At 63.5% G+C, this 595-nt stretch carries 1 pseudogene; it reads right to left on the bottom strand.

Annotated features, from left to right (window positions below):
* Positions 1-595, bottom strand: a pseudogene (locus tag NN5_RS26515) (ATP-binding protein); the annotation flags it as partial.

Below are 595 nucleotides of genomic sequence, written 5' to 3'. Positions count from 1 at the left end.
CTGCTCGCCGAAACCCGCTCAATCCGTAGATCCATGGCCTCGCGTCCGATAACGGCGACGAACCGGGAGCCTTCCGGAACGAACCATTGGGTCCGGTAGGCGAGGACGGCGCGCAGGCGCTCGAGCAGGGCCGCTTCATCGCCCAGAAGGAGACGGGTCGCCATTTCCTGCGCATCGAGCAGGAAACGATCGTGCTGCGTATCCCAGCTATCAGCCTCGCGATCGTCGCTGGCGCAAAAGCAGGCGCCGTCGAGCAGATCGACCAGTTCGGCAGGCGTGACGGCCGTGGGTGCCGCCAGGAGAATATTAGCCTCCTCAAAGCTCCAGAAGAGGCCATCGTCATATTCGATGGCGACAGGCGCCGGTATATGAAGCGTTTCAGGGGCGGGGCCAGAAATCGTCAGCACGAGATCCAGTCGCTCGACCGTGCCGCTGTCGATACCGGGAAGGTCCGACCCACCGAGCACAAGCGTCTCGCCCCCCTTGTCGATCTCGAAGCGGAGATCAGTGATCCGGGGAAGCCGGTCATACCAGCCATAGCCCACCATCGCCTCGTCGGATTCGGCGAGCCGTCCCTCATAGCGGCCGTCCTTCG

It is taken from the genome of Novosphingobium naphthalenivorans NBRC 102051 (genome assembly GCF_001590985.1).
GTDB lineage: Bacteria > Pseudomonadota > Alphaproteobacteria > Sphingomonadales > Sphingomonadaceae > Novosphingobium > Novosphingobium naphthalenivorans.
This window is presented reverse-complemented; position numbering and strand designations above follow the sequence as displayed.